We start from the raw sequence: 1,298 nt of genomic DNA, 5'->3' as shown, positions 1-1,298 counted from the left end.
TGATATGCTCCCCTAAAGGTAGACAGATTAAAAAATAAAAATCTGACTGCTTATAGGGGAGTATTTATTATGTCCAAAAGATCTTACTCTGCAGAAGAGAAATACGAGGTATTAAAGAAATTAGATAAGCAGTGTTCAACATATGAACTTGAGTCAAAATATAATGTGCACCATACAACGATTGTGGACTGGAAACACAAGTATGATAAGTATGGTTTGGAGGGTCTAAAAGCGTCTTCCACTTGGAAAAAGTATTCAAAGGAATTGAAGCTAGCTGCCATTAGAGATTATCTGTCTGGGAAGTATTCGATACGTGCGGTGGTTAGGTTGTATGAAATATCGAGTACTTCTGTCCTCAGAGGTTGGACAAAGAAGTATAATAGTCATAGAGATTTAAAAGACACGTCAAAAGGAAGGACGAGCGCTATGACTAAGGGAAGAAAAACGACTTGGGAAGAACGAATACAGATTGTAATGGATTGCCTGGGGAACGAAAAAAATTATCAAGAAACAGCTAATACTTATAATGTTTCTTATCAACAAGTTTATCAGTGGGTTAAGAAGTATGAAGATGGTGGAGATGAAGCGCTGAAAGATAAACGTGGTCATAAGAAAGAAGAAGCTAAGCTAACTCCAGAAGAGAAAACCAACCTTCAAATGAAAAAGTTAGAAAGAGAAAATGAACGGTTACGTGCGGAGAATTTATTCTTAAAAAAGTTAGAGGAGATCGAAAGGAGGCGAAAATAAGCCAAATCCGGTTTGAGGATAAATATATCGCTATTCAAGAGCTTCACCAGGATGAAGGTTTAAGCATTCGTTTACTTTGTGAAATTGCAGGAATTGCACGATCTGCATACTACAAGTGGCTTAACCGTACACCTTCCTCCAGAGAAATACTAAATAAAGAAATTATCAAAGAGATGAAAGCTCTCCATGAAAAAGTGGATGGCATATTTGGTTATCGCCAAATGCTGCTTCACATGAATAGAAAGTTCGAGGAGAAGTTTAATCATAAAAGAATCTATCGGTTGATGAAAGTGGCTGGATTACGCTCTCTCATTCGTGTCAAGAAGAAGCACTATAAACGCTCTACACCTCAACATGTGGCAGACAATATATTAAATCGTGAATTTACAGCCGAGAAACCAAATGAAAAATGGGTAACGGACGTGACAGAATTTAAGTATGGCCAATCAAAAAAGGCCTATTTAAGTGCCATCCGTGATCTTTATGACGGATCTATTATAAGTTATGTTCTAGGACACTCCAACAATAATCAACTCGTATTCAAGACACTT

Annotated in this window: 2 protein-coding genes; both read left to right on the top strand. The window is 37.1% G+C overall.

All coding sequences use genetic code 11. From position 1 onward, the window contains the following. Window positions 1–69: 69 nt before the first annotated feature. A complete protein-coding gene (locus B494_RS0100430) occupies window positions 70–747 on the top strand; it encodes a helix-turn-helix domain-containing protein (protein WP_017470381.1) in 678 nt (225 codons plus the stop codon). Beyond that, window positions 705–1,298 (top strand): IS3 family transposase (locus B494_RS21050; RefSeq protein WP_161603079.1); only part of this gene is annotated, 594 nt, incomplete at its 3' end. The genes B494_RS0100430 and B494_RS21050, both read left to right, overlap by 43 nt.

It is taken from the genome of Amphibacillus jilinensis Y1, assembly GCF_000306965.1.
GTDB lineage: Bacteria > Bacillota > Bacilli > Bacillales > Amphibacillaceae > Amphibacillus_C > Amphibacillus_C jilinensis.
Note: the sequence above shows the minus strand (reverse complement) of the source record. Positions and strands in the feature narration are given on the sequence as shown.

Bases quoted from the DNA above. Each gene is read 5' to 3' on its own strand.
- B494_RS0100430 (WP_017470381.1), top strand. From the start codon at position 70: ATGTCCAAAAGATCTTACTCTGCAGAAGAGAAATACGAGGTATTAAAG.